Origin of the sequence: Pedobacter sp. Bi27 (assembly GCF_918698255.1) — a bacterium.
Taxonomy (GTDB): Bacteria; Bacteroidota; Bacteroidia; order Sphingobacteriales; family Sphingobacteriaceae; genus Pedobacter.
The window spans coordinates 39974-64366 of the sequence record NZ_CAKKMW010000005.1 but is presented as its reverse complement, the minus strand read 5'-3'; the positions used below and the strand labels follow the sequence as shown (position 1 = coordinate 64366).

The 24393-nt window shown below is 38.7% G+C and carries 18 protein-coding genes and 1 tRNA gene; 9 read left to right on the top strand and 10 right to left on the bottom strand.

Annotation, left to right across the window (positions count from 1 at the left end; genetic code table 11):
• Positions 1 to 27: 27 nt before the first annotated feature.
• Positions 28 to 5619 (bottom strand): alpha-2-macroglobulin, encoded by a 5592-nt coding sequence (locus LQ227_RS17430; protein ID WP_230150148.1) that lies wholly within the window; start codon positions 5617 to 5619, stop codon positions 28 to 30.
• 213 nt (positions 5620 to 5832) lie between these two features.
• On the opposite strand from LQ227_RS17430, the gene LQ227_RS17425 reads away from it, so the two are divergent.
• The gene (locus tag LQ227_RS17425) at positions 5833 to 6270 is read left to right on the top strand and encodes a nuclear transport factor 2 family protein (RefSeq protein WP_230140349.1); all 438 of its coding nucleotides are present in this window, start codon (positions 5833 to 5835) and stop codon (positions 6268 to 6270) included.
• A 121-nt stretch (positions 6271 to 6391) separates the two neighbouring features.
• On the opposite strand, the gene LQ227_RS17420 is transcribed toward LQ227_RS17425, so the two are convergent.
• On the bottom strand, positions 6392 to 6796 hold the full coding sequence (locus tag LQ227_RS17420) for a hypothetical protein (RefSeq protein WP_230150147.1): 405 nt from the start codon (positions 6794 to 6796) through the stop codon (positions 6392 to 6394).
• 199 nt (positions 6797 to 6995) lie between these two features.
• Positions 6996 to 9557: a type I DNA topoisomerase gene (gene topA, locus LQ227_RS17415; RefSeq protein ID WP_230150146.1), complete on the bottom strand. Its 2562-nt coding sequence runs from the start codon at positions 9555 to 9557 to the stop codon at positions 6996 to 6998.
• 578 nt (positions 9558 to 10135) lie between these two features.
• Between topA and LQ227_RS17410 the strand changes: the two genes are divergently transcribed.
• A complete protein-coding gene (locus LQ227_RS17410; RefSeq protein ID WP_131031023.1) occupies positions 10136 to 10648 on the top strand; it encodes a glutathione peroxidase in 513 nt (170 codons plus the stop codon).
• A 71-nt stretch (positions 10649 to 10719) separates the two neighbouring features.
• Here LQ227_RS17410 and aqpZ read toward each other — a convergent pair whose 3' ends face one another.
• From aqpZ to LQ227_RS17395, 3 genes are all read right to left on the bottom strand, one after another.
• Positions 10720 to 11427: an aquaporin Z gene (gene aqpZ, locus LQ227_RS17405; RefSeq protein ID WP_230140352.1), complete on the bottom strand. Its 708-nt coding sequence runs from the start codon at positions 11425 to 11427 to the stop codon at positions 10720 to 10722.
• A gap of 353 nt (positions 11428 to 11780) precedes the next feature.
• A complete protein-coding gene (locus tag LQ227_RS17400; protein ID WP_230150145.1) occupies positions 11781 to 12617 on the bottom strand; it encodes an MBL fold metallo-hydrolase in 837 nt (278 codons plus the stop codon).
• A gap of 47 nt (positions 12618 to 12664) precedes the next feature.
• On the bottom strand, positions 12665 to 13108 hold the full coding sequence (locus LQ227_RS17395; RefSeq protein ID WP_131031026.1) for a MarR family winged helix-turn-helix transcriptional regulator: 444 nt from the start codon (positions 13106 to 13108) through the stop codon (positions 12665 to 12667).
• A gap of 170 nt (positions 13109 to 13278) precedes the next feature.
• Here LQ227_RS17395 and LQ227_RS17390 point away from each other — a divergent pair, with 170 nt between their 5' ends.
• Positions 13279 to 14508, top strand: coding sequence for an MFS transporter (locus tag LQ227_RS17390; RefSeq protein WP_083505475.1), 1230 nt, complete (start codon positions 13279 to 13281; stop codon positions 14506 to 14508).
• Between the two features lie 175 nt (positions 14509 to 14683).
• Here the strand turns inward: LQ227_RS17390 and LQ227_RS17385 are convergent, their stop codons facing one another.
• Complete coding sequence (locus tag LQ227_RS17385; RefSeq protein WP_256449156.1) at positions 14684 to 15700, bottom strand: LacI family DNA-binding transcriptional regulator; 1017 nt, start codon at positions 15698 to 15700, stop codon at positions 14684 to 14686.
• Positions 15701 to 16049: 349 nt separating this feature from the next.
• Here LQ227_RS17385 and LQ227_RS17380 point away from each other — a divergent pair, with 349 nt between their 5' ends.
• The 5 genes from LQ227_RS17380 (at position 16050) to LQ227_RS17360 (ending at position 21136) form a co-directional block, all read left to right on the top strand.
• A complete protein-coding gene (locus LQ227_RS17380; RefSeq protein ID WP_230150144.1) occupies positions 16050 to 17879 on the top strand; it encodes a glycoside hydrolase family 2 protein in 1830 nt (609 codons plus the stop codon).
• Between the two features lie 89 nt (positions 17880 to 17968).
• A complete protein-coding gene (locus tag LQ227_RS17375) occupies positions 17969 to 18793 on the top strand; it encodes an SDR family oxidoreductase (protein WP_230140359.1) in 825 nt (274 codons plus the stop codon).
• Positions 18794 to 18849: 56 nt separating this feature from the next.
• On the top strand, positions 18850 to 20013 hold the full coding sequence (gene uxuA, locus LQ227_RS17370) for a mannonate dehydratase (protein WP_230140361.1): 1164 nt from the start codon (positions 18850 to 18852) through the stop codon (positions 20011 to 20013).
• Positions 20014 to 20597: 584 nt separating this feature from the next.
• Positions 20598 to 20831 (top strand): hypothetical protein, encoded by a 234-nt coding sequence (locus tag LQ227_RS17365; protein ID WP_230140363.1) that lies wholly within the window; start codon positions 20598 to 20600, stop codon positions 20829 to 20831.
• Between the two features lie 231 nt (positions 20832 to 21062).
• Positions 21063 to 21136: transfer RNA gene (locus tag LQ227_RS17360), tRNA-Arg, on the top strand.
• Positions 21137 to 21459: 323 nt separating this feature from the next.
• Here the strand turns inward: LQ227_RS17360 and LQ227_RS17355 are convergent.
• The 3 genes from LQ227_RS17355 to LQ227_RS25655 form a co-directional block, all read right to left on the bottom strand.
• Positions 21460 to 22101, bottom strand: coding sequence for a hypothetical protein (locus tag LQ227_RS17355; RefSeq protein ID WP_230140365.1), 642 nt, complete (start codon positions 22099 to 22101; stop codon positions 21460 to 21462).
• Entirely contained in the window at positions 22094 to 22597 is a 504-nt protein-coding gene (locus LQ227_RS17350) for a hypothetical protein (RefSeq protein ID WP_230140367.1), read from the bottom strand. The genes LQ227_RS17355 and LQ227_RS17350 overlap by 8 nt, the downstream gene beginning before the upstream one ends.
• A gap of 116 nt (positions 22598 to 22713) precedes the next feature.
• Entirely contained in the window at positions 22714 to 22941 is a 228-nt protein-coding gene (locus LQ227_RS25655; RefSeq protein ID WP_371824745.1) for a RusA family crossover junction endodeoxyribonuclease, read from the bottom strand.
• Between the two features lie 659 nt (positions 22942 to 23600).
• Between LQ227_RS25655 and LQ227_RS17345 the strand changes: the two genes are divergently transcribed.
• Entirely contained in the window at positions 23601 to 24299 is a 699-nt protein-coding gene (locus LQ227_RS17345) for a DUF1826 domain-containing protein (protein WP_230140376.1), read from the top strand.
• Positions 24300 to 24393 lie beyond the last annotated feature (94 nt).

Here is a 24393-nt window from a genome sequence, read left to right as displayed (position 1 = left end):
TCGTGTCTCCACGAACCACTAAATGTTCTATTTCACTACCTGCACCCACTTACCAGCTTCAGTTGCCGAAATATCATTATTGTACATTGCTTCACATTGAACGGCTGATAAGTAATATTTACCTAGATAAGAGGCATTAAGTAATACCTTGTAAACTAAACTTTCGCCTTCCCTTACATTAAAATAGGTGAAAACACGGTCATCTCTGATATCCTGATAAGTAAAAGGAGATGAGGCTAAAATGCTCTGATTATCGTTAACGCGGGTATTGATAATTTCCCAACCTGAAGGGAAAATTTGTGTTAGCGCCATTTGTTCATAATATCCCATTCTGCCTGGATTTTTTACGGTTACCTCCGCATAAAAATCTGTTCCCTGTTTTAAGGTAGTCGGATCCAGTACTTTACCATTTAAACGTTTATAGGTCACGTTCATATCCAATACCTCTGGTCGGTTTGGCAAGAAATTGTTCTGACCAGCAATTGGTTGTCCTTCTAAAACCAAACGGACAAACAATACATTATTGCCATTATTGGTAATAGAAGCCGTATTTCCTTTAAAGGTTACAGGCGTACTGTTAATGTATTGATTTGAACTTACGCGGGCCGATTTTCCGTCTAGTACATACTGATATTGCAGTTTATTCGCCGATTGATTTGAGCCACAGAATTTGGCAATAGCCAACAAACTATAAGCGGTTGTTTGTGTGCTGTACCAGGTGTTTTCGCCAAGTTTAGCAGCTAAAGGTTGTAGCAAACTCGCAGCCTTTGCTTTCTGACCGAGTAGGGTTAGGGTTTCTAAAATCATGGCCTCATCGCGTACGTCAGAGCCATAAGTTCCACCCAATTGTTTGTAAGCCTGAATAGATGTATCTAAACCTCTGATCATATTTTGAGCAACATCATTTTGTCCGGCCAGTTTATAAGCAGCTGCCAATCGCCATTTTGCAGCGATTGATAAATATTCAAAGGCTTTTAAACGGTTCATTGCTGCCATTTCAGGTTTTTTAGCTAAGGCAAGCATATACAAACGGTAGGCCTGAGACAAATCTCCTCCATAAAAATTATTACTGTTTGGCGCCCAGTTTGCCGCTTTTGATTTTTGAAAACGTAACAGTTCATCCAAAAGGCCAACAGGAAGGGTATAACCAGCATTTTGTGCTTCAACTAGGAAGTGTCCGGCATAATTGCTTCCCCATTCGTCAGAAGTACCTTCGCCAGGCCAGTACGACAATCCGCCATCTGTAGTTTGGAAACCTTTTAACCTGTTTATACCGGCTTTAATGTTTTTCTCTGTCGTGGCTTTTTGTTGTTCATTCAACGGACTCAATCTATCCAAAAAGAGTTGCGGAAATATACCCGAAGTAGTTTGCTCAATACAGCCATGCGGATATTGGATAAGGTAACTCAATCTTTTACCAAGGTTGATCGCAGGGATAGAAGAAACTTCCAGTGAACCAGAGTTTGTACCCGTCATACCAATTGGTAAATAGTTTACCGCCCATTTGGTATGCGGCTGAACCGTTGCAGACACCACATTGGTTACATATGGGTTTGGATTTCTGATATCCATTTCCACATCGTAAACTGTTTTTTCAGCTCCACTTTGTGCAATCACTTTTACTTTGGCAATGCCTACTGTGTTGGGCGCTTTTACCTCGAAATAGGTCATCTGCTCACCTGTTTGTTTGTAGTAAAGCTGCTGTTTGTTACTTCCCTGAACAATTAAATTATTTGCCTGGAGTTGTACTGATACATTTTTAAGGTTGTTCTCTGTAGTAAAAACGGTTACTGGTAAGGTGAAACTTTCTCCAGGACCGATAACTCTTGGCAAAGTAGCCAAAACCATTAACGGCTTTTTAACCTGAACTGATTTTTCGGTAAAACCATATGCAGCATCCTGTCCGGCAACTACCATAGCTCTTACCGCACCAATATATTGAGGCAATTTAAATTTGTGTGTTTTACTTTCGCTTTTGCCAACAGTAAATGGCCCCATAAATTTAACCACTGCTTTAAAACGGTTGGCTTTTGCTGGATTCAGGTTTTTGTTGATGCTACCATCACCACCAATGCTTAAAATGCGTTCTAAATTCCCTCCCCATGCGCCTAACACATAGTCGAATAAATCCCAGGTTTTTACGCCTAAACCTTCGCGGGCATAAAATGCACCATGTGGATCAGGTGTTTTAAAACGTGTTAAATCTAATAAACCTTCATCTACGAGGGCAATGGTATAGGTCATTGCTTTGCCGTTCTGCTCAGCAACAGTAATGGTGTTTTCGGTTTCAGGCTTGATTTTATCCAACATTTTTATGGTTGGTTTTAGGATGGTTTGCGGATCTTCAACCGAAAGCGGAATAGCACCATACATTCTAATTGGTAAATCGTTAACCGTTTGTGCATGCGGTTGCAATAAAGTAATATTGGCAAAAACATTGGGTGCCATTTCTTTCTCTGCTTTGAACTTAAATTGCGTTTGTCCGGCTTTGGTATCTACCCAAAAGGTTTTTAATACCCGGCTTCCATTTTCTATAGAAATTAATGCTCTTCCGTTTTTACCAGTTGGGATGGTTAAGGTAATATCCTCTCCAACAGTAAATTTTTCCTTATTGGCAGTAAAAGATAACATAGACGCTTCAGTTGGGTTGCTGCCCTGCTCGCGCTGTGCCCAGCCCGGCCAATCTACATAAACAGATTTTCCGGTAACATGTCCACCATTGGCATCACGCACCAAAATTAAATAACGGCCCCATTCTGGTTCATCAACACGTAAATTCCAGCTCCCCTTTCCGTTAGATAAGTTTACCTGATGACTTTCTACCAGTTTATTATACTGGTTTTGGGTAAAGTTGGCGTAGGTATATTGATCGTCCTGTTCCCACCACCAACGCCATTGTGTTTTATATAATTCTACCTGAACGGTTTTGGTACCGCTCAACAGTTTTCCATCGGTATTTACATTTACAATTTCTATTTTATGGTCTTTTCCGGTAACCAACATGCCACTCAAACGGTCGCCTTTTTCTGGTCGGATACCCAAATAACTGCTATATACATGATAAGGAATGCTGAAATTATCAATGCTGAAATTACCTCCTGGTTCGAAAACTTTGGTTGTAAAGTTTGCCCTTAACACGCCAGGAGCGGTATTGTTCTCATTGAGGTTGGTGTTAATCTGAGCTGTACCATTCTGGTTTAAAGTGCCTTCGAAAATAGTTTTAACCTGCGATTCGAAGTTAACCGTTGGGTTATCGAAACTAAAACCCTCAAAACCTTTAAATTTAGTCTCTGTAGTGTTTAAGTTTACATCAACCTTCGCTTTTAAGTTTTGCGCAACAGCACCGAATAGCCATTTGGCCGATAGGGTAGCGGCTGATGTTCCTGAGCTTAAATATGTTCTGTTGCCAACGTTGAAATCAATTTTCAAACGGTTTGGCATTACGGTTTCGATTTTTAGGGTTTTGGTAAATGTAGCTCCACCTGCTTTAACTTTTGCCATCCAGTTGCCAGTAGGCGCTGTACTTTCAGTAGCCGTTTTAAAGGTGTAGAATCCATTTAAAGGCTTGCCATTGATCAATCTTTTGTATAGCTGACCTTTCGGGTTATAGAATTCCATGGTTACCGGATAATTTGCAGGCAGTTTTTTTAGTTTGTCTTCCAGCACGAAAGAAACAAATAAACTGTCGCCTGGCCGCCAAACGCCACGCTCGCCATAAATAAAGCCTTTTAAGCCACTTTGAACTACATCGCCACCCACATCGAAGCGGCTTAACGGAAGTGAGCTTCCATCATCTAATTTAAGGTAGCCGCGTTCTGAACCATTTTTAGCGATCAATAAGAAAGGTTGACGTTTTAAGTCAAAGCTTGCAAAGCCATCACCATCTGTTTTAGTAGTGAATATAATCTGTTTCTGGTAATCCATCAACTCCAGGTTTACACCACTTAATGGTTTTGCCGTCAATAAATCTGTTGCAACAATAAGCATACTGTTATCGTTACCACGTTTGGCCACTAAACCAATATTCGAAGCAATTAAGTTTCTGCTGGCCCAGCGCTGGTTGGTGTAAAACGATGGCGTACATGGATTGTCTTTATCATTCCACCTGTAATTTGGCGGGTAATAATTATTGTAACGCTGCCAAAAATCATCGTCTTCATCAATTTTTTCGCCATAACCTTCATAATCGCCATATTCGGCTTCTTCCTCACCACCATCGGCTTTTTCTTCCCCGGTTTTACAATTGTAAGCATTGTATTCCTGTCTGAAAGCAATGGTAACGCGGTACATGGCACCCGGCTCAGTACGGATCATTTTGTCAAGATCAAGGGTGAAACGGTTCTTTTTATGGAGGTTAAGTGCCTTATCTTCATCTAATCGCACCGTTTTTTGCAGAATAGGTTTTGCCACCCTACGCAATTCGTTACCATCTTTATAACTATTCGTTTGAAAAAACTGCGGTATATTGTTTTCGTAAATTTTGATCACGGTAACATCAACAGCCTTTAAATTAATCGCTTCGAAAGGTAAAATCAGCTTTCCTGAGTTGGGTAAAATGGTACCATTACCTGCAATGGTAACGGCTGGTAATTTATCCTCGAAAACAAGATTGGCTACTTTACCGTTTGGAAGTGTCTTCGCATTGATGTTTTCTACTCCTGCATTCACACTTAAAGTATAATTGCCTTTAAGTTCTTCGGCAGCATAAACTTTAACCTGACTGGCATCAATGGTATACCTTAAGTCGCTCAGATTGCCAAGCGTAATCATACCTGTTAAATCCTGTCCTACACCAATGGGTTCAGAAAATTGCACCAAAGCATAATCTTCTTCACCCTGAATGGCCTTCATGTCCAGTATTTCGAACTTATTTATGGCCGGAACACGGATTTCTACTTCTCCTTTTTGTTCCGCGTCGATGGCATCGCCATCCCAGTCTATTTTTAATGTTTGATCGTTTCCAGTCTTTTTTATGCTATCTATAGTGAATTTTGAAGTGTTTTTTGCCGGATCATGCTGCCATTTGATTTTTAGCTTTTGATCAAAATCCAATGAAATCGTTTTCTCTATTTTACTGGTTTCTTCTACGTCAGCAGTAGCCACTTCGCCGGTTAATTTCATGTAATCCATTGCAGTATTGTTCTGCGAAACCAATCCGTTTTGAGAAAGCATCATCCCTGGGGTAATTACTTTAAACTCAAAGTCGAAATCTTCAAGGCCTTTTTCTGTAGCGGAAACCTCCGAAAGTTTGAATGTAGCTTCGTAGTTTTTGCCAGGTTTGAGGTTTTCATCTGGCCTAAATTCAACCGTCTGTTGATCTATCCAATAGGTTTTGCCCGAGATAGAAGGGGAGAAGTCGAAAAGTTCGCGTGAATCTGCTTTGCCCAGATCCTGCATGCCTGTTGCCGCATTGGCTAAATGAACTCTGATAAAACTCTTTTTGGAAATGGTTCCGGAAGTATAGGCTTCAATATATTTTGCATAAGCCTGATTTTCTTCATGATTTTTTTTCTTTCTGTTGAAATAGATAAATACAATTGCCGCTATAGAAACAGCAAGCAATCCGATGAAGATAAATTTCTTTTTAGAGGAAGATTGGTAGGTAGATGGTTGTTCCATGTTTGAAATTCGTTAAGATAAATGGAAATATAATGGTGCGGTAAAAGCAATAGATGTGCCGCAATTTATCCTTTGCGTCCGAAACCCTATATTCCATCCGAAAATAAACTAAAATTCACGTTAAAATAAATTATGTTGAAAATTAACACTTAGGGTTTGTTCCTTTGCATGGTTTTGGATAAGTTTACAACATTAACCCCAATACAACCAGATATGATAAAGAAACTCTTGATTTTTTCAAGCCTGTTAATTACAGCAAATTTTTGTTTTGCACAAAAGACAAATGCAGAAAAAGAAGTTAATGAAGCTGTAAACAAACTTATTGGTCTAATGATTAATCCTGATAGCTTAGGCTTAGACAAGTTGTTACTTAATAATTTAAGTTATGGTCACTCAAGTGGAAAAGTGCAAACTAAACAAGAGTTTATGCATTCATTATTATCAGGCGAATCAGATTTTTTAGATGATATTATTCTGGGTGATCCAAAAACAATTATTCAAGGGAATACTGCTCTAGTGAGACATAAACTAATGGCCCAAACAAATGATAAGGGTGTAAAGGGAAGTGTAAATTTATATATTCTTTTAATCTGGAGTAAAGAAAAGTCGGGCTGGAAATTAATTGGAAGACAGGCTGTTAAGGTGCCTTAGGTTAGTTTGGAGTTTACAGTTTGGAGTTTTCAGTTTTGGATGCAGAACTGGCGATAGTACTAAGTTAAATACTTAAAACCTATAAGGAGTGACTCCAAACTCACCACCCTAAACTCCCAACTTACTTAATCATCACCCCAGGTCTGTTTACCAGCGGAATCTTGATCATATTGGAATCGATGATGCTTTCGGGCAAGAAAATAAACTTCTTATCATAAATAGTGCTACCAATGTAATAGCTTAGCCAGTACTCGTTAGTTAAGCCGAAAACTTCAGGATCTATGGCTTCCACTCCTGCAAAAGAATTTGCTTCCATGTCGCCTACAAAATGCCTTAAAACAGAAGTTTTTACCTGCTTTCCGTCTTTTTCTCCATAACCTTTAGAGCTGATCAATACATTGGTTATCGGTTCGTCTTTTAAATTAACGAGATAAACCGTCCAGCTTTTTACTTCTGGTGTTTCGCCCATCAATACAACGGCCATTGCAATATCTTCAACTGTATTTTCTGGTAAATCTGCTTTCAATTTTTGAAGTTATTGAATGAGTAAATAAATGAATTATTGAATAAGCGGGCTTCATTTCGGGCCGTTAAATTCTTTAATTAACCTTAACCTTGTGCCTGTTGATACAATATGTATGTCCTTCGACAGGCTCAGGAGGACAATATGGATATTTGGGTTGCCAAATTTTATCCTGGCAATCCAAATATCCTTTAATCCTGGCCTATTTTTTCTTCGCTACAGCCTTTTTAGCTGGGGCTTTTTTCTTTGCCGGTGCTTTTTTCTTCGTTTCGAAAGCATTAGGCACCTGCTCTACAATCATTTTCTTAACCACTTCCAAATCAATATCAACCAATTCTTCCGGTGTATATTTTTGTTTGGTAGCCTCGTTATTCCTCAATTTAAGCATTAACTTGCCAAAACGGATAAATGGTCCCCAACGGCCGTTTTCGATAGAAATTTTTTCAGCATCCCAGGTTTTAATAAATCTGTTAGCCTCTTTTTCTACTTTTTTACCGATTAAGGTATTAATATCCTCTTGTGTTAAATTGTCGAAATCGTATCCTTTTGCAGGAATATTGATGAAGAGATCGTTCCATTTAATAAACGGACCAAAGCGGCCTTTTCCTTTTGTTACGCCTAAACCTTCGTAATAGGCAATAGGTGCATCATCATCCATTTTCTGGCGGATAATTTCAACTGCTCTTTCGTAGGTAACTGATAAAGGCTCCTCGTTTTTAGGAAGGGAAATAAAACTTTCGCCCCATTTTACATAAGGACCAAAACGGCCAACACCAATCATTACTTCTTTTCCTTCAAAATCAGGTAGTTGAAAAGGAAGTTTAAATAGCTCCAGCGCATCATCTAAAGTAATGGTTGCAACAGATTGTGTGCGCATTAAGCTGGCATATCGAGGTTTTTCCTCTTCATCAAGCTCTCCAATTTGAACCAATGGTCCAAATTTGCCGACCTTGGTATATACATTTTTACCCGTGGCAGGATCTAACCCCAATAAGCGCTCACCAGTAGCACGTTCTGCCGTTTCAAGCGTTGTTTCTACTTCGGTATGAAATGGGTTATAGAACGAGTGCAGCATTTTAGTCCACTCTTGTAAACCTTGTGCAATTTCATCAAATTCTTTCTCCACCTTTGCCGTGAAGTTAAAATCGACAATGCCTTTGAAATGTTCTACCAAGAAATCGTTTACTACTTCACCAATATCGGTAGGGAAGAGTTTTGATTTCTCAGCACCGGTGATTTCTGATTTTATTTCTTTTTTTACTTGCCCATCAGCTAAAATGATAGAAGTAAACTTACGTTGTTTACCATCTCTATCTTCTTTAACCACATAACCACGGTTTTGTACCGTAGAAATGGTTGGTGCATAAGTAGACGGGCGGCCAATGCCCAGTTCTTCTAATTTTTTAACTAAACTGGCCTCTGTATATCTTGCCGGCGGACGAGAATAACGCTCGGTTGCCTGCATTTCTTTTAAAAATAGTTCCTGTCCCTTGCTTAAAGGAGGTAAAATTGCACCACCTTCTTTTTCTTCGTTTTCTTCATCATCAGTAGATTCCAGATAAACTTTTAAGAAACCATCAAATTTTAATACCTCACCTTCTGCAACTAAGTGTTCTTTTCTGGTTGAGGCGGTGATCTGAGCGGTTGTTTTTTCGAATAACGCCTCACTCATTTGTGAAGCAATAGCGCGTTTCCAGATTAAATCGTACAAGCGTTTTTCGGAAATATCGCCGTCTACACTGTGTCTGTCGAAATAAGTAGGGCGGATGGCTTCGTGAGCTTCCTGGGCACCAGCAGATTTTGTTTTATAAACGCGGTGTTGGTGGTATTTATCGCCGTAAGCAGATTTAATTTCAGCAGCAGCTGCATTTAAAGCAGTTTCGGATAAGTTTACAGAGTCTGTTCTCATGTAGGTAATCTTACCTGCTTCGTACAGTCTTTGCGCAACCTGCATGGTTCTGGCTACCGAAAATCCTAATTTTCTGGAAGCTTCTTGTTGTAAGGTTGAAGTGGTAAATGGGGCTGCAGGATTACGTTTTGCCGGCCTTGTTTCCAGACTGGTAATATCGAACCTGGCATTTGCACAGTCCTGAAGAAATTTTTCAGCATCAGCCTCATTTTCGAAGCGTTGTGGCAATTCTGCTTTTACAATTTCTTTTCCTTTGCCGGTAGCAAACTGGGCGGTAATTTTATAGGCAGCAGCTGCATTAAAATTTAAAACTTCTCTTTCTCTATCAACTATTAAACGCACGGCAACTGATTGTACACGGCCTGCAGATAATGATGGTTTTACCTTTTTCCATAAAACAGGAGAAAGTTCGAAACCCACCAAACGATCTAATACACGACGTGCCTGTTGCGCATTTACCAGGTTATAATCTATTCCCCGCGGACTGTCGATTGCTTTTAAAATTGCTGGTTTGGTAATTTCATGAAAAACGATGCGTTTTGTTTTCTCCACTTTTAGGCCTAAAGTTTCGAATAAGTGCCACGAAATAGCTTCCCCTTCACGGTCCTCATCGGATGCTAGCCATACCATTTCGGCTTCCTTAGCTAGTTTTTTTAACTCGGCGACAATGTTTTTCTTGTCGGCGGGTACTTCGTATGTCTGCGCAAAATTATTTTTGATATCAATGGCCATATCACCTTTAACTAAATCGCGGATGTGGCCGTAGCTAGATTTTACAAGAAAATCTTTGCCTAGGTAGCCTTCTATAGTTTTAGCTTTTGCGGGTGACTCGACGATTAATAAATTTTTGGCCATGAAATACGTTTTTGTGCAAATAAAGCTATAATTAAAGCATAAATCAAAACATGAATAGAATTAAATACAATTTTTTTATTAAATGCAACGGAAATATGTTGGTTTATAGGTTGATTTTAATGCGGTTTTAATCCTTTTTTTGGAAAGCAATATTAGTAATTTGTAAGTAAGGCTTTGTCCCGCCCTTTGCTACAAATCCTCAACCTCGTTCCTCGGTCTGCGGGTTTTTCGCTCCGGTCGGGTTTAGGTGGCTTGGTTAATGCTACTATTTAGGTTTTAACGGCGTTGTGCCAAGCTGAAGGTACAAAATGGCATCAGGCTTTGTTAATTAAACCAGATAGAGCGGAATAGCCCACAGCGTAGCGAGGACTATAAGCGATAGCGGGGCTGTAAACCGCCAAGAACCACTGCCTTCAATTTCCTAATCAGAAAAGGCGCTTATTTAAAGGACGAAATACATGCTTTCATTTTCAATCAAAACCTTAAGCTCTTTAATTATTCAAATCGCATAATTTACAACAACGTTACGTTGACACAACCTATTTGTGCCTATATTCGTATATAAAAATAAAACAACGATGATCAGCACAATTCTAATCCTATTAAACTTATTGGTATCTCCACCAAAAAATGTTTACGATTTCAGCTTTAAAACCATTGATGGTAAAGAAATTAAACTATCGAAATTTAAAGGCAAAAAAATCTTAATTGTTAACACCGCTTCTAAATGTGGTTTTACCCCACAGTACGAAGATTTAGAAAAACTTCAAAAGCAATATGGTAAAAAGGTAGTATTAATTGGTTTCCCTGCGGGTAACTTCGGCGGACAGGAGTTTTCTACCAATGCAGAGATTAAAGAATTTTGTACCGGAAAATACAATGTATCTTTTATGTTGGCAGAGAAAAGCAGCGTTAAAGGTGATGATATCAGTCCATTGTTCAAGTATTTAACTTCTCAAACGAATACGGAAGAGCAAGGTGATATTAAATGGAACTTTGAGAAATTCTTAATTAATGAAAAAGGAGAATTGGTACACCGTTTCCGTTCTAAAACAAAACCTACTGACGAAGCGATTGTTAAAAACTTATAAAGCTTAGCGTTTAGGGGTTAGTGTTTAGGCGCTAAACCCTAAACGCTAACCCTTTAACAATTCCATTTAAATTAGTTTTTCTCCAAAACTGTTTTCCAAACCAAGGCACTGAGCGCCGCACCAATAATGGGTGCTACAATAAATAGCCAAACCTGGCTTAAAGCTTCTCCACCAACCAAAAGTGCCGGACCAATACTTCTTGCCGGATTTACTGATACCCCCGTTACCGGAATGCCCACAATATGGATCAGCGTTAAACTTAAGCCAATAGCAAGTCCTGCAAAGCCGCCGTTGATATTTTTAGTAGAGGTTGAGCCGAAAATCACCAATAAGAAAATAAAGGTGAGTACAACTTCGGCAATAAAACCAGCTGCTAAACTGTAATGTTGTGGAGAAAGTGCTGCAAAACCGTTTTGCCCTAATCCATTTACTGTTAAAGAATATTCTGCTTTCCCTGATGCAATTTGTAGTAAAATAAATGCGCCTGCAATGCCGCCTAATACCTGAGCCACAATGTAATAAGCAGCTTCAGAAATTTTCATCCGGCCGGCAATTACCATTCCGATTGAAATTGCCGGATTAATGTGACAGCCTGAAATGTGCCCAATAGCATAAGCCATAGCCGTAACTGATAAGCCAAAGGCAAAAGATATGCCTAATAAGCCTACGCCGGTTGTGCCATTTGCGCCAGCTATAACCGCGCTGCCACAACCCATTAAAACCAATACGAGCGTGCCTAGAAATTCGGCACTGAATTTAGAAAGTTTACTTGTCTCCATATAATTTATTATTTAAAGGTTAGATGTTATCCGGATGATTGTCAATCGAATATAACTAAAAATTTAGAATATAAAATGGAATAAAATGCTTGTGATTTAGCCTGATTGAATTACGGAATTTTAGACAAGAGAAAGGGGCTTAAATCCATAAGCCCCATTTAAACCAAACAAACTATTTATGAAGTTTATATAAAACCCATATTAGAATAAAATGTTTTGATGGAAATTAAAATTATTTACAATTTTTGGGGGTAATTATGGTTTTATCAGGTCAATTGCCATTTTTTGCTCAAAATAAGTTCTACTGTAACTAAATTGATAGAAAACGGTAAGCTGTTTTTGACTTTGACGTGTTAAAATAGGTTGAGTTGTTCTGGTTGATATAGGTTAGGGTCGAAATTGTAAGCTTCGGGTGTGTTTTGAGTATTGCTTACATAGTACAGCGCTGTTTCTTCATATCTTGAAGCTACTTTAACAAAAGTATTGCCGGCAACATTTTTAAATAGATTTTCAACCAGCTCTGGGTCGTTATTATCTTTTGATAAGTGGCTCAATAATAAATGGCTCATATATGGGGCTTTATGGTTGATGAAAAGCTCCAATGCCTGTGTATTGCTTAAGTGACCGTGACCACTTGTAATCCTCCGCTTTAAAAAATACGGATATCGGCCATTTTCCAGCATCTCTGTGTCGTAATTGGCTTCTAAGAAAGCGGCATGGCAGTTTTTGAAATGGGTAATTAAATGATCGCACACCGAGCCAATATCTGTAAAAACCCCCACTCTTACCTCATTACATTCAACAGTAAAACTATAAGGATCAGCTGCATCATGAAATTTAGAAAAGGCAGAAATCTTTAAACCACCAATCTGAATGTGCTGTAAATGGCTTAATGAAAAGGTATTGTTTGCATCCAAAACCAAGCGGCTGCTTTTTAGGGTAGCTGTGCTAATGTAAACCGGGAGTTTATGTTTTTTAGCAAACACCGCCAGCCCTTTAATGTGGTCGCTATGTTCGTGTGAGATAAAAATGGCTTTTACTTTACTGATTGATAAACCTAAACGGTTCATCCGTGCTTCAACCTCTTTGCAGGTTAGGCCAACATCAACCAAAATTGCTTCATTATCGTTACCTACATAGTAACAATTGCCATTACTGCCCGAATTGATTGATGTAAAATATAGTGCCATTTTTCAGCCTGCAAGATAAGGCTTATTTGGCGAAGGAAAAAGGAAAACTATACTCTCGCGCCATTGTGTTCTACCAAACGCGAAAGGAGGGGTAGAAAAGCCTGAATCAAGTTGATTTCTTCTGAGGAGAAGATTTTTTCCATGGTTTGTGCCAGCCATTCTTCTTTTATTTTTCTGCTGGCGATAATGTGTTTTTCGCCAAGCTTGGTTAAGCCGATAAAAACCTTTCGTTTATCCTCTTTACTTGGAAAGCGTTCCACACATTTGGCGTCGAACAAGCGGTTGATGATCTGTGAAATAGCTTGTTTTGATACCCTTTCCATGTCTGCCAGCTCTGTAGATAACATTTTGCCATGTTGTTCGAGCAGCGACATCGTTAACAGTTCGGCGTTACTAAAGTCTGAACTTACGTTCTGTTTACGTAGCTGCCTGGTTAAGCGGGTAACGGTGCTTCTTAGTTTTGCGGCTATATCTTGTGTTTGAGTAGGCATCTTAATGGTAAATAAACTTTACAAATATAAGCTTTTAATTTTGTAGGTAAACTAATGTGAGTCTTTGTTTTGTTTGAATTGTGATTCTGGTGTGATAAAACTTTCTGTTTTTGGTTTTTTGATCCGAGTTTAGTTTTGTACTTTTGTAAAGTTACTTTACTATTTTAAACATGAGTATTTTTCGTTCACTAAGGCATTACAATTACAGGTTATTTTTTACAGGTCAGGCTATTTCACTAATCGGCACATGGATGCAGCGTGTAGCCATCAGCTGGTTGGTATATCGCTTAACAGGATCGGCCTTTTTACTGGGATTGATTACTTTTTTGAGTTTAATCCCTTCATTGGTACTCGCACCATATGCTGGGAGCTATGTAGATAGGCATAACAAGTATAAGATATTGGTGATTACCCAGGTGATCCTGATGCTGCAGGCTGGTGCCCTGGCTTTAATGATCTGGTTTAAAGTATACGATATGTTCTGGATTGCAGCACTTTCGCTGGTTCAGGGCCTGGTGAATGCTTTTGATGTTACTGCCCGTCAATCGTTAATGGTAAATTTAATTGATGATAAAGAAGATTTACCAAATGCCATTGCGCTCAATTCTTCCATGTTTAATGCAGCCAGGTTAATCGGCCCAGCACTGGCAGGGGTAATTTTGAGTACTTTAGGCGAAGATATCTGCTTCCTGATCAATTTTGTGAGCTTTATTGCTGTACTGGGCTGTATGGTGATGATGAAGCTTAAACTCACCGCACATCAAAAATCAAAAGAAAATATCTGGATCGACCTGAAAAAAGGTTATGATTATCTTAAATCATCGCCAGATTTGGCATCTATGGTATTGATGATGGCTGCATCGAGTTTATTGGTAATCCCTTTCACTACTTTATTGCCTGTTTTTGCCAAAGATATTTTTAACGGAAATGCCACAACATTTGGCTGGTTTGAAAGTGCAGCAGGATTTGGTGCATTCTTCGGCGCCATTTATATGGCTACATTAAAAGTGAAGCAAAACCTACAGAAAATTGTAATGATGTCGGGTATTTTGCTGGCCATTTCGGTTGTGGCGCTGGCTATATCACCATCGCTTGTTCTGGCTTTAATCTGTACCGGTTTAGCTGCTCTAGGTCTAATGGCTCAAACCTCATCCATCAATACTTATCTGCAGACCCATGCCGATGATGCAATGAGGGGAAGGACTTTAAGTTATTATATCATGGCTTATCAGGGGGTATTGCCAATCGGCAGCTTGCTGATGGGCTATTTGGCGCATCTTTTTGGTACTCAAACTGTAGTTGCTTTTGAAGGTGTTGCGGGCTTGCTGATTGTAGCTGCGTTTGTGTACAATGAAAAGCACAGGAATCAATTGAACAGTAGTGCAATGTCGTTAAATTAATATGTCATCTGGATTTTTTTAATTTGGGTACGAGTGGTCGTCACCCTGTCCCGAAACTTCGGGATCAGGGTCTTAATAGATAGATAAAGATGCTGATCCCGAACATTCGGGACAGCATGACGATCGAGTAGATATAACATTGTGCACAAAACGCTAAACGCCATGCGCCAAACGCTTACCCATGCACGATCAGCTTACAATCCACCATTAATTTTTGGTAATCATGAAGATCAATTTCTTTGTTGATCAATTGTATCAATAGTTTAATTGCATTTTCACCTACTGATTCGGGGTTTTCTTCAATAGAGGCAATAGGTGGTGAATCGAGATAGCTGATGAAAGAAGTGTTCCCGAATCCTACGTATTCAATTTTGTCAAAGTCAGGGTGGTTTATCGATTTCAGGTATTTCATCGCATCGAACATAATAGGTTCTTTAAAAGCCACGAGCGCAGTAGGCATATTTTCTGGGTTGGCAAATAAGTTCTTAATTGCTGAGATCGTATTTTCTTTATCGAAATCGGTATAAGCAACCAATTCTGATGAAAAAGGAACCTGATTATCATTTAAAGCATTGATGTAGCCATTAAAGCGATCGTGCGTAAAATTAATCATTTTTGGACCGCCCAAATAAGCAATCTTTTTATGCCCCCTGTCTATTAAAAACTTTGTAGCCTGATAACAGCCCTGAAAAGTATTGCCCAAAACTTTATGGCAGCTTAGGTTAAAACTCGGGTTTCGGGCATAATACACTACCGGAGTGCCCATGTTTTCGAACTGGTCTAAATGCGAAAAATCCTGTGTGTGTTTTGAAATAGCCACAATTAAACCATCAACCCGGCTTCGCAACAACATATTTGCAGATTGGATTTCTTTTTTCAGGTCATCGTGAGACTGGCTGATGATCACATTATATCCATTTTGCGTGGCAAATTGCTCTACACCATAAATACTTCTGGTAAAATAGTGATCCAAAAGATTGGGTAAGATAATACCAATAATGTGCGATTTCTTTTCCTTTAAATTAATAGCTGATTTATTGGGTGTAAAATGCAAATCGCGGGCCATCTCCTGAACACGTTGTTTCGTGTACTCGTTTATAGTTGGGTAGTTATTAAGGGCTTTTGATACTGTTGATACTGACATTTTTAACTTTTCAGCCAAGAATTTTAGTGTAACAGGGGTATTGTTCATTATCTTTTCCAATCTCAGTGCATAGTTAAGAAAAAAACGCAATTATTTCAAACGTTTGAAATGTTGTTTCAGTGGATTTTACTGCGTTTTGGTCTATTTTAAAACGTTTAATTTTTTAAGCTTTTCTAAATTCGTGATCACTAGCACAAACTATCCAAATAAACATGATGAAATCATTACCTGCTCCCAGCAAATGTTGTCAAAAACCTAACCTAGGCTTTTGGGGCAAATTCTTCGTTATTAATGAAAAACTAAATTTTGCTCAAATTTAGGAGAGTAGTGGAAACACCGTCTGTTAATTAATTGTTAGTTTTGAAACGATCAATTAATTAATATTAAAACTTAAGTTATGCTAAAAACAACCTATAGCGTATTTTTAATCTGCTTTTCGCTCCTTTCATCAATCAGTTACGGTCAGGTTACCGCTATACAAAATATTCAGGGCCGGAAAATCCAGAGCCTTAATGGTAAATGGAACTATATTGTTGATCCTTACGAAAACGGTTATTACGATTATCGTCACGATCCATTCGATCAGTCGAAAACCGGAACCGGAGGTTATTTCGATGATAAAACTCAGAAAGACAAGTCAGAACTGATCGAGTATGATTTCGATCATTCACCACAAATGAATGTTCCTGGCGACTGGAACTCGCAATCGGAAAAATTAGAACTTTACGAAGGCAATGTCTGGCTGCGCAAAAAGTTTGATGCAAAACCAGAAAAAGGGAAAAAATACTTCGTTTATTTCGGTGCAGTAAATTACGAAGCCCATGTTTACCTCAACGGTAAAAAACTGGGGGTACACAAGGGTGGTTTTACACCTTTCCAGTTCGACGTAACCAACAACTTAAAAGTTGGCGAAAATTCAATTGTGCTTAAAGTTGATAATATCCGTAAACAGGATGAAATTCCAACTGTAAATACCGATTGGTGGAATTATGGCGGCATTACACGTGATGTTTTTTTAGCCGAATTTCCTGAACATTTTATCAGTGATTATAAACTTCAGCTCGTTAAAGGAAACAATAACTTATTAAATTTTTCGGTAAAACTTGCTGATGCGACTGCTGGACAGGAAATTACGCTTTCTATTCCAGAGCTGAAGCTGGAAAAGAAATACAAAACAGATGGCGAAGGTAAAATAGCAGATGAATTTACCTGGAATAACTTAAGCCTATGGTCGCCAGAAGCACCAAAACTATATGCGGTAAACATTAAAACCGATAAAGAAAATATCAACGATAAAATTGGTTTCAGAACCATTCAGGTTGATGGCGATAGCATCCTGTTAAATGGTAAATCTGTTTTTTTAAGAGGAATCTCACTACATGACGAAAACCCGCTTATAGCTGGTCGTTTACGCTCAGAAGGCGATATGCGCATGATGTTGCAGTGGGCAAAAGATATGAACTGTAACTACGTTCGCCTGGCGCATTACCCGCATAACGAAGAAATGATTCGCCTTGCCGATGAAATGGGACTATTGGTTTGGGCTGAAGTTCCTGTTTACTGGACCATCAGCTGGACAAATCCGGCAACCTATGCCAATGCAAAAAAGCAATTGACTGATTTAATCGTACGTGATAAAAACAGGGCAAGTGTGATTGTTTGGTCTATTGGTAACGAAACCCCGTTAAGTGATGCCCGTTTGAGTTTTATGAGCAATCTGGCAGAAACTGCCCGCTCGTTAGATGATACCCGTTTAGTGGCTGCTGCTTTAGAAGTACACCGCGAAGGAAACAATATCATTTTAAACGATCCCCTGGGCGAAAAAATCGATCTGGTAAGTTTTAATGAATATGCTGGCTGGTACTGGGGAGGTAATCCATCCGAAATTACCAAATACAATTTTGATATAAAATATAAAAAGCCTGTGGTAATTACTGAATTTGGAGGTGATGCTTTGGGCGGTTTCCACGCTGATGAAAATACACGTTGGAGCGAAGAATACCAAGAGGCGTTGTATAAAAATCAGATCGCTATGTTAAGTAAAATTGGCGCTTTGAGAGGCATGACACCATGGATTTTAACCGATTTCAGATCACCAAGAAGACAGCATCCAATTTATCAGAATTTCTGGAACCGTAAAGGCTTGATCAGCGAAACAGGTAAGAAAAAGAAAGCCTTCTTCGTGCTGAAAGATTTTTACGACCAGATGCAGGTCAAATACAAATAAAATATGAACAGCTTACAGAAAACTAGTTTTGATTTTAAAATTATGCTTTTGATAGCGCTGTTAAATAAACTTAAAAAAGAACTAAACAAATGGTAAAAGAAGTAGAAAGCCTGTTTTCGCTGAAAAACAAGGTTGTAGTAGTTACAGGTGCTACAGGTGTTTTGGGCGAGGCTTTTGTAAATGGATTATGCGCAGCTGGTGCTGTAATCGTTGTTATAGGAAGAAATGAAGCGGCTGCCAAACAAAGGGTTGCTGATGTAACAAACGCAGGAGGAAAAGCTATTTATATTATTGCCGATGTATTGGATGAGCAGAATCTGCTTAATGCGAATGAAATCATTATCAAAGAATTTGGTCGCATAGATGCGCTGATTAATGCAGCAGGTGGAAATGTGGCGGAAGCCGTTATTCAGCCCGGAAGTGACATTTTTGATCTTAATATTCCAGCCTTAAAACAAGCATTTGACCTCAATTTATTTGGAACTATTTTGCCTACACAGATTTTCGGTAAAGAAATTGCGAAAAATGGGGGCAGTATTGTGAATATTTCATCAGTTTCTGCTAGCCAGGCCATTACACGCGTATTGGGTTACTCATTGGCCAAAACATCTATTGATTGTTATACCAAATGGATGGCTGTTGAATTAGCTAATCGTTATCAGGATAAAATCAGGATAAATGCCATTGTACCCGGCTTTTTTATTACTAACCAGAACAGGGCATTATTAACCAACGAAGATGGTTCTTTAACCGCAAGAGGGCAGGCCATCATTGCTAAAACGCCCTTTAAACGGTTTGGAGCGCCAGAAGAATTGATTGGCGCTTTAGTATATTTGCTAAGTGATGCCTCTAAATTTGTAAATGGACAGAATGTTACAGTGGATGGGGGATTTACCGCATTTTCTGGCGTTTAGATATCAGTACAATCACATAATCAGTGTAATCTTAAAATCTGTGTAATCACACATATATGAAAAAATTAGAACAAACCTGGCGTTGGTATGGTCCGAACGATCCAGTTAGCCTACAAGATGTTAAACAAGCAGGCGCTACGGGCGTTGTAACTGCACTGCATCATATTCCACATGGTGAAGTTTGGCCATTACATGATATTCAGGAAAGAAAAGCCATTATCGAGGCAGCAGGTTTAACCTGGTCGGTGGTTGAGAGTGTTCCCGTACACGAAGCGATTAAAACGCGTAGGGCAGATGCCGGGCAGTATATCGAAAACTATAAAACCTCTTTGCGTAACCTATCGGCCTGCGGAATTAAGACTGTGTGCTATAACTTTATGCCAGTTTTAGATTGGACCCGTACACAATTGGATCTGGAAATGACCGATGGATCGAAAGCCCTTTATTTTAACTGGATCGATCTGGCCATTTTTGATCTTTATATTTTGAAAAGAGAAGGTGCAGAAGCAGATTATTCACAATCTATTTTAGATAGGGCTGCAGCTAAAAATGCAACTTTAACGGAGCAGGATTTAGTTGATCTTCGTATTAATGTATTAATGGGCATCCCGACCGAAAAAGAAATCGAGCTGGAAACTTTGCGCAATAGCATCAATGAATATAAAGTCATTGGAAGACAGGGCTTAAAAGAAAATTTGAAATTTTTCCTGTTATCTATTGCTGAGGTTTGTACAGAAGAAGGTATTAAAATGACCATTCATCCTGACGATCCTCCTTATGCTATTTTAGGTTTGCCAAGAATTGCGAGTACGCTCGAAGATTTTAATTATATTATTAAAGAAGTAGATCAGGCTTTTAACGGTGTTTGTTTCTGTACAGGCTCTTTAGGTGCCGGAATGGGGAATAATGCTTTAGAGATCTTCAATGCGGTTAAAGAGCGTGTTTACTTTGCACATTTGCGTAACGTTAAAAAAGATGAGGACGGTAGTTTTTACGAAGCAGATCATTTAGGTGGTGATGTGAACATGTACGAAATCATGAAAGCCTTATCAGAAGAAAATGCACTGCGCGATAAATCAATTCCTTTCCGCCCAGATCATGGCCACCAAATGTTGGATGATTTGGCTAAAGTAACTAATCCGGGTTATTCTGCAATTGGCAGATTAAGAGGGTTGGCCGAATTAAGAGGCTTAGAAATAGGCGTTACAGGGAATTACTAATTTGGATCGTCATTGCGAGAAGGAACGACGAAGCAATCTCATTAATTGTCTTTCTTCGTTTTGTCATCCTGAGTGGTAATTTGTTTTATGAAAATCAATTTGAGTGACGTACAATTGTTTTCTTTTTCCATACACCAGGGGCTTGCCTCGGCTCGCCGCCGCCGAAGGGCTCTTTCTTTTTGGCATCAAAAAGAAACAAAAAATGCCGGCTGAAAATTTTTCTTTTGAAGGCAGTTGTACGGCTAGAACAGTGCAGTCCGAAAAATTTGTTAGGCCGGATTTAAGTGGAACGGGGATATGGTGCTGTGGCCCAGCTGGGTGGAAATGTATAGTGTCGCAAATATCTTATCAGTAGGTAATTGCAAAATAACGTTGATGATAACGTAGTGAAAGGATCTTTTAGCGTTAATTTATCACAAATGCGCACAAATAAACATTGTTTTATTTGTGCGCATTTTTTGTAATAGCCGGGCTTGTATTCGCTTATCGCCTAACGCCAACCCTTATTCTTTACAAATACACACCAATTCCCGAAATTTTAACTCACCTTTGCTTGTGGCTTGAAATTTGAGTCTCTTAAAATTATGGAAAACAGCAATAACCCCAAGAAGAAGATCTTAACGCCTTCTGTTGTACATGATGATTTACCTGAGGTTAAGAAGCCTGAGCATTTACGGAAGGTGCCGCTAAATCACGACAGTGGATTGCCAGAAAATCCTGAAAGAAATTATCACCATGAAGAATTAAAGAGTGTAACCGCGGGTCACGACAAAATTCGGCATGCCGATGATGATATTTGGAACGGAGAAGACGCGTAATTTAGATTTGATCATGTTTTTTTGAGTGCTCGCTCTGTACTTTTGATATAGAATAGGGTGAAAAACAACTTTTTTTATGGGGTACAGTCAAATTTATTCCGTCCAAATTTAATTTTAATTGCTTCGTTCTTAAACACTTATTTGAAATAGAAAAAGCAGCTTCTAAATAGTTTAAAATATATTTTTACATATTAAATAGAACTTCTATATTTGCAGCTCATTAAAAAATGAGCCTCGGTAGCTCAGCTGGATAGAGCGTCGGTTTTCTAAACCGAGGGTCAGGGGTTCGAGTCCCTTCCGGGGTACATTTAAAGGTCTTTAGTTATGCTAAAGGCCTTTTTTTATGTCTATCTGATTTCCCTTTATCAAAAATTAAGTATTTCTAATATGATTTTGGCGCACTTTCTTAGCTTATCTAAACCTCGGCTACTTTGTAAATCTGTGTTTTCCTGTATCATAGTGGTATTTATTTAAATATGGCATAAATAGTCTGTGCGATGGCTATATGAGCGTTTATGCCGGAATTTCTTGAAAATGTGTTGAGGGGAGGAGGTTAATTGGTGCTAAAGTTAGATAGATACTCTCTTCCTTACTTCTTTATATCCAGTTCATAGTCTATTTCTCTCTTTTAAGGGGATGGTTTTAGTTTTGGATATCCGTCTTTGGGTTTTAAAGGTGAGCCGCCAACTCCATGCTTTATAAGCAAACACTTTTTATCAAAAGACGCTAAACTGATATTTGTCATTTCCGAGCTTTGTAACTGTAGATTAGCAAGTTCTACCAAGGCGTTAGCAGAAGGGATGCCTTTGAAACGTTGTTCAAAATATAATGAGTTTGTATGAGCCTGAGCAACTTCGAGTATGAGACTATCAAGATGGTTCTTCATTGATTGTTCAGCTTCAACTTTTGAAACTCTCTCAACAAGAGTGGAAGTAGCAGACATTAAAGCACCTTTAATAAAATCTGGAGTAGCAAGGACTTTATAGGCGATATCTACATCAGATCCAATTAGATCAAGGTTCTCGATTTGCTTTTTGTATTCGTCAATCAAGCCATTGAGATCTTGATTAGCAAACTGTATAGAATCAGCCTCGTTTGAAATTGCGTTAATTTCCTTAGCCTTAATCTCTTTTAATATCTTCCGGTTTGAGACTTGTAAGATAGCATTTGACTTCTCTATCGATGACTGAATCTGTTTATATGAATCTACAAATGGTGACCTGCATCCTACCATTAGAAAGATCAGTACAATTAACTTCTTATTATTCATTTGTATGTGATTTTAGTTTTAACCACTCGTTAAAGTACCTGATTACTGTCTCATCAATATTGATTCTGTCCACTCCATCAATATACCATTGTACTCCGTCACTTATTAAATCACTCTTGGCATAATACAGAAAGTAGAACTCCTGAAGTGATTTCTCATAATCAAGTTCAAGGTAAAGATCTCTAAGCTCAGTAAGAACTGTTACTGATTCTAGCGTACCATCAAGGCACATCTGTATAAGGTAATTGACATAATTCCATACAGTTTGGAGTTTATCAGAGAAGTCCAAGCCCAATTCATTAAGTGCTTTTATAGTCAAGATTTGCATTTCAAAGTAATCGAATGGCTCACCCATACCTGCCAAAATAATAAGGTGTTCAGTATCATAGCCATTCATTAGCATTTCAACTGCCCAATCAGACCAAGTTCTGTTAAAGTCACGATCTAATGCTTTATAAGCTAAAACCCTTATTGTAGAACTTGGTAATGGACGCATTCTAGAGATAGTAGTGTTTTACAATAGTTCCTTTAAACATATTGGGAGGAGAAGCCTAAATTAGTATAATAGTTATATAGATACACAATATAATCTTGCTCTATGATATTAAATTCTTATTCCCATTTGGATGTCCCATAAAGCTTTATATCGCCCAACAGACCCGCTCTCTCATCTGTAATTTTCGTTATAGCAATTAGAATACTATTAAGTTTCATCTCGTGTATAAACTTTTTAGATAGAAGAGTAGATACCTGCGAGTCGTCATCAAATGCTATCCCGTTCAATCCATCTAATACACATTTTGGGGGTTCCGCTAAAAGTGGCCACTGGTTTTCATCCATCGTGGCCATCTTTTTCGGCCTATATTGTTCACTAGATTTCGCTTGAAAGTGGCCACTCGGCTCATTTTAAGCGGTTTTAAGCTTCTGAAAAGCGGGGGTGGATTCAATGATTGTTTCGCCTAGAGAAATCGAAACGGAGATGTTCTAATAGCCTTAAAATCAAAAATTATATTTCTTATTCTAATGTGTTTTTAAAAGCGGGTTGATTTGCTGTAAATCTTGTTCTGGAAGGCCGTTTTTGTTGCAAAACCATCTTCTGTGGAGGATTGGTTGATCAAATGCAGGAAAGATAGATTGGAAAATGAAGGGAAGGAATCTGGGAGGATTTAATATATTTGGCTCAGTCTTTACGATTCCATCAAGACCGGATGGTAAAAAGCGGGGTGTACAGTTTGGAATGAAAACTGGTGCACACTTTTAGCGAAATCCCCAGCACCAACCGCAAACTGAGAAAATGTGTGAGAATCGACAGTTACAGAGCAACGGGTTTCGATCTACGTTTTAACACAAACGACTGGCCAGGTGTTGGGAGTATCCCTAACAAGCAAAAATGATACACTGATCAACCATGATTTTTGAAAATAGATTTCATTTTCAATTATCCACTCAGCTATTCCTTACTTTTGCAGGCAATAACGGCTAAATAGCTTAATTAAGAAATGGATAATAGATTTTCTAACAGCAAGCAGGTTGCGGTGGTTTCCACTTTTTCTCATCTTTTAAATACGAATTTTAAGGGAGATATAAACGCTGTTTGCTGGCAGAGAGACCTGGTTGGCGACTTTAAGGAAATTGTATCCAAACTTGAACTGAAAGCAGATCTCACGGAAGTTTCTATGGAAGAGCTCCATGCGCTTAAGCTATCGGAACAAGGTAGTATGGCAAGGGATATTATCTCAAGTGATTTTCAGTTATTGGCAGATTCCGGAGCATCGCCTTCGCTCAATTTAATCAAAAGTTATGAGCGGGATGAGGAACTCGGTTTCATTTCAACAGATGTATATTCATTCCATGTAGACCGTTCTCCCGTCGGTACAGATACTTTTTTATGTACCTATTATGGTGCGGCCAGTGAAATCTTAGCTAATCATCAGGCAGAACAAAAAATCCTGGTCCCTGAAATCCGACAAAAGCTCAAAGAACTACATAACGGTCCGGAATCGGAATTTGAAAACTTTTTGATGGAGCATTATTTTGACCTGCATTACCAGGCCAAAGCTGATGCAAGGCCCATTAATTTGGGATTGGGTCATTTATGGAGGTTGGCAGTAGATTATCCTGATAAACAGGTTTTACCATGCGTGCACCGGGCACCCAACGAAAAAGACGGTGAGTATAGATTGCTGCTGATCTGCTAATCTTAAATTTTTTAATATAAACCTATTAATCGGCTGTTAATCAGGTAGCTTATATCAATTTAATTATCTGTAGAGCAATCTTTCTGCTTAAAAA